Source organism: Citrobacter sp. wls826, assembly GCF_005281245.1.
Classification (GTDB): Bacteria; Pseudomonadota; Gammaproteobacteria; order Enterobacterales; family Enterobacteriaceae; genus Citrobacter; species Citrobacter braakii.
On record NZ_SZWS01000041.1, the window covers coordinates 84,004 to 88,708 of the forward strand.

Annotated in this window: 4 protein-coding genes; 1 reads left to right on the forward strand and 3 read right to left on the reverse strand. The window is 54.7% G+C overall.

Annotated features, from left to right (window positions below):
* A partial coding sequence (gene ssb1 / locus FDW87_RS09370; protein ID WP_137379690.1) for a single-stranded DNA-binding protein occupies positions 1-522 on the reverse strand: 522 nt, incomplete at its 3' end.
* Positions 523-773: 251 nt separating this feature from the next.
* Between ssb1 and uvrA the strand changes: the two genes are divergently transcribed.
* Entirely contained in the window at positions 774-3,596 is a 2,823-nt protein-coding gene (gene uvrA / locus FDW87_RS09380; protein WP_016155358.1) for an excinuclease ABC subunit UvrA, read from the forward strand.
* A gap of 94 nt (positions 3,597-3,690) precedes the next feature.
* Here the strand turns inward: uvrA and FDW87_RS09385 are convergent, their stop codons facing one another.
* The gene (locus tag FDW87_RS09385; RefSeq protein WP_016155357.1) at positions 3,691-4,047 is read right to left on the reverse strand and encodes an MmcQ/YjbR family DNA-binding protein; all 357 of its coding nucleotides are present in this window, start codon (positions 4,045-4,047) and stop codon (positions 3,691-3,693) included.
* A 126-nt stretch (positions 4,048-4,173) separates the two neighbouring features.
* The coding region (gene aphA, locus FDW87_RS09390; protein WP_252363090.1) for an acid phosphatase AphA at positions 4,174-4,705 on the reverse strand (532 nt) is incomplete at its 5' end.

The window sequence follows — 4,705 nt, forward strand, 5'->3', positions numbered from 1 at the left end:
CGGAATATCGTCGTCGAAATCCATCGGCGGCTCATTAGACGGCGCTGCCGGAGCCGACTGCTGCTGCGGGCGAGACTGCGCGCCGCCGCTGAACTGATTGCCACCTTGCGGCTGCTGAGGCTGACCCCAACCACCCTGCTGCTGGCCGCCACCTGCCGGAGCCCCACCACCCTGACGACCGCCCAGCATTTGCATGGTGCCGCCAACGTTAACCACAACTTCAGTGGTGTACTTTTCTACGCCGGATTGATCGGTCCATTTGCGGGTACGCAGCTGACCTTCGATATAGACCTGGGAACCTTTACGCAGATATTCGCTGGCAACTTCCGCCAGTTTGCCGAACAGCACCACACGGTGCCATTCAGTCTGCTCTTTCATTTCGCCGGTCGCTTTATCACGCCAGGATTCGGAAGTAGCCAGCGTAATGTTGGCAACTGCGCCACCATTCGGCATATAGCGTACTTCCGGGTCCTGGCCCAGATTACCGACGAGAATCACCTTGTTTACGCCTCTGCTGGCCATGATCGTGTCTCCTGAAAAACGTTACTGAATAAGTGTAAGCGCGGGATTGTAGCATTTCCAATAGCGCTTTTACTACGTTGCGAGATCGATTCCAGTAAACAACCCCAGACAGACATTGTTGCACAGGCATCTGCGTTTTGCATTCCAATACTGTATATCCATTCAGGTCAGGTTGTGTCATAATTAACCGTTTGTGATCGCCGGTAGCACCATGCAGCCAGGCAAAAAAGCGTTTAATCCGGGAAAGATGAATGGATAAGATCGAAGTTCGGGGCGCCCGCACCCATAATCTCAAAAACATCAACCTCGTCATCCCGCGCGACAAGCTGATTGTCGTCACCGGGCTTTCGGGCTCAGGCAAATCTTCGCTCGCTTTCGACACCTTGTATGCCGAAGGGCAGCGTCGTTACGTTGAATCCCTTTCCGCGTACGCGCGTCAGTTTCTGTCGCTGATGGAAAAGCCGGATGTCGACCACATTGAGGGGCTGTCTCCCGCCATCTCAATTGAACAAAAATCAACATCCCACAACCCGCGATCCACGGTAGGTACGATTACCGAAATTCACGACTATCTGCGTCTGCTGTTTGCCCGCGTTGGCGAACCGCGCTGCCCGGATCACGACGTTCCCCTGGCGGCCCAGACCGTTAGCCAGATGGTGGACAACGTTCTGTCGCAGCCGGAAGGCAAACGTCTGATGCTGCTGGCGCCGGTGATTAAAGAGCGTAAAGGCGAGCATACTAAAACGCTGGAAAACCTGGCAGGCCAGGGCTATATCCGCGCCCGTATCGACGGTGAAGTGTGCGACCTTTCCGATCCGCCCAAGCTTGAACTGCAAAAGAAACACACTATTGAAGTGGTGATTGACCGCTTTAAAGTACGCGACGATCTCACCCAGCGACTGGCTGAATCCTTTGAAACCGCGCTGGAACTGTCCGGTGGTACGGCGGTGGTCGCCGATATGGACGATCCGAAAGCGGAAGAGTTGCTGTTCTCCGCCAACTTCGCCTGCCCGATCTGCGGCTACAGCATGCGCGAGCTGGAACCACGTCTGTTCTCGTTCAATAACCCAGCGGGTGCATGCCCGACCTGTGACGGTCTCGGCGTACAGCAGTATTTCGATCCTGACCGGGTGATCCAAAATCCGGAACTGTCGCTGGCCGGTGGTGCTATCCGCGGCTGGGATCGCCGTAACTTCTATTACTTCCAGATGCTTAAGTCACTGGCGGAACACTATAAATTCGACGTTGAAGCCCCATGGGCCAGCCTGAACCCTGCCGTGCATAAAGTGGTGCTGTACGGTTCCGGTAAAGAGAATATCGAATTTAAATACATGAACGATCGCGGCGATACGTCCGTACGCCGCCATCCGTTCGAAGGCGTATTGCACAATATGGAGCGCCGTTATAAAGAGACGGAATCCAGCGCGGTACGTGAAGAATTAGCCAAGTTCATTAGCAACCGACCGTGCGCCAGCTGTGAGGGGACGCGTTTACGCCGGGAAGCCCGCCACGTATTTGTCGAAAATACGCCGCTGCCCGCGATTTCCGACATGAGCATCGGTCACGCCATGGATTTCTTCAACAACCTGAAGCTTGCGGGTCAGCGAGCGAAGATTGCAGAGAAAATTCTCAAAGAGATTGGCGATCGTCTGAAGTTCCTGGTCAACGTCGGCCTCAACTATCTGACGCTGTCGCGTTCAGCAGAAACGCTCTCCGGCGGCGAAGCCCAGCGTATTCGTCTGGCAAGCCAGATCGGCGCAGGTCTGGTCGGCGTAATGTACGTGTTGGATGAACCGTCTATCGGTCTGCATCAGCGAGATAACGAGCGTCTGTTGGGTACGCTTATCCACCTGCGTAATCTGGGCAATACCGTCATTGTGGTTGAGCACGATGAAGACGCGATTCGCGCCGCTGACCACGTTATCGACATCGGCCCCGGCGCGGGCGTTCACGGCGGCCAGGTGGTTGCCGAAGGTACGCTAAAAGATATCATGGCCGTGCCTGAGTCGCTGACCGGCCAGTACATGAGCGGTAAGCGCAAGATTGAAGTGCCGAAACAGCGCGTGGCGGCAGACCCGGAAAAAGTGTTGAAGCTGACCGGCGCGCGCGGTAACAACCTGAAAGATGTCACGCTGACGCTGCCGGTTGGTTTATTTACCTGCATTACCGGTGTTTCCGGTTCGGGTAAATCGACGCTAATTAACGACACGCTGTTCCCGATTGCGCAGACGGCGCTGAACGGCGCCACGCTGGCTGAACCCGCGCCATATCGTGATGTTCAGGGTCTGGAACATTTCGACAAAGTGATCGACATTGACCAAAGCCCGATTGGCCGTACGCCGCGCTCTAACCCGGCAACCTACACCGGCGTGTTTACGCCAGTGCGCGAACTGTTTGCCGGCGTGCCGGAGTCGCGTGCGCGCGGTTATACTCCGGGTCGTTTCAGCTTTAACGTCCGCGGCGGACGCTGTGAAGCTTGTCAGGGCGACGGCGTGATCAAAGTCGAAATGCACTTCCTGCCGGATATCTACGTGCCGTGCGATCAGTGTAAAGGCAAGCGCTATAACCGCGAAACTCTGGAGATTAAGTACAAGGGCAAGACTATCCACGAAGTGCTGGATATGACGATTGAAGAGGCGCGTGAGTTCTTCGATGCCGTTCCGGCGCTGGCGCGTAAGCTGCAAACGCTGATGGACGTGGGTCTGACGTACATCCGACTGGGTCAGTCCGCCACCACGCTCTCGGGCGGTGAAGCGCAGCGCGTGAAGCTGGCGCGTGAACTGTCCAAACGCGGTACCGGTCAAACGCTGTATATTCTCGATGAACCGACCACCGGTCTGCATTTTGCGGATATTCAGCAACTGCTGGACGTGCTGCATCAACTCCGGGATCAGGGCAACACCATCGTAGTGATTGAGCACAATCTGGACGTGATAAAAACCGCTGACTGGATTGTCGATCTCGGTCCGGAAGGCGGCAGCGGCGGCGGGGAAATTCTGGTTTCAGGCACACCAGAAACGGTCGCTGAGTGTGAAGCCTCACACACGGCCCGTTTCCTCAAACCACTGTTGTAATCATGCCGATGGCGCTACGCTTATCAGGCCTACAAAATATGCATAATTGCTTGTAGGCCGGATAAGGCGCTGGCGCCTCATTGCGGAAAACAGATCAGGACTGCGCCAGTATCCGGCGTTTATCTTCCGGCAGCGTGTTTACGGCCTGCTGATAAGAGGCGTCTACCAGGTAGTAGATTTGCGAATCCGGCAGCGAGCCGTCCAGATACACCGTACTCCAGTGCGCCTTATTGAGATGCCGGCTTGGCCGTACATCGCTATGCTGCTGACGTAACAACTCTGCCAGTTCCGGGCTGGTTTTCAGTGACACCGCCGGGCGTTCTTCCACCTCTTTTACCATGGCAAAAAGCACATCTTCGACTTTGATTTGTGTGGCCTTCCAGTCACTGTGTACGCTCTGCTCGGCGCCCATTTTTGCCATGCAGTATTGCAGCAACTCCGAATTTGTCATCTTAATTCCCCTTACCAGCATATTGCCTAATGAGAACATCTTTTATTCAGTGTGCAGCAAGTCCGCAAAAGGTAAAAGCAGGTAACGCAAATTTGTTTAAAAAAACAACAACCGCAAGCAACATCCTCAATACTCCGAGTTGACGATCACCTCTTCACCAAACGCGCCGGCCTGTGGTAACGGTTTATAAGTGGAGTTAGAAGCGCGTAAAATACGAATACCGCGAATACCCACATCTCGGGCGGCGGTAATGTCATTATCAGAGTCGCCGTAGAACATGCGGATATTTTTATCCTGCAGCCACTGCGTTTTCGTATTCTGGCCCGGCTTATCACCGGCAAAAATGACCGGGTTCATATTGCCGGCCGGGATGTGAAAGTTATCGGACAGCGTTTTCGACACCGTTTCGGTCTTCGTCTGGCTACGCCCGGTTACGAAAAAGATGCTGTCGCCGCGACGCACATGCATATCAATCAACTGACGCGCCACTTCTTTCGGAATGCTGAATTCGTCCCAGCCATTGTTCATTTTTTCCCAGAAGGCCGGATTTTTCAGGTAATCCTCACTGTCCGGAGAATACGTTTTTTTTCCGCGCCAGAAGCCTGGGCTGGAAAAGAGGACGGTGTCATCGATATCAAACCCGACGGCCATCGGCGGG

Bases quoted from the DNA above. Each gene is read 5' to 3' on its own strand.
- FDW87_RS09385 (WP_016155357.1), bottom strand. From the start codon at position 4,047: ATGACAAATTCGGAGTTGCTGCAATACTGCATGGCAAAAATGGGCGCC.
- uvrA (WP_016155358.1), top strand. From the start codon at position 774: ATGGATAAGATCGAAGTTCGGGGCGCCCGCACCCATAATCTCAAAAAC.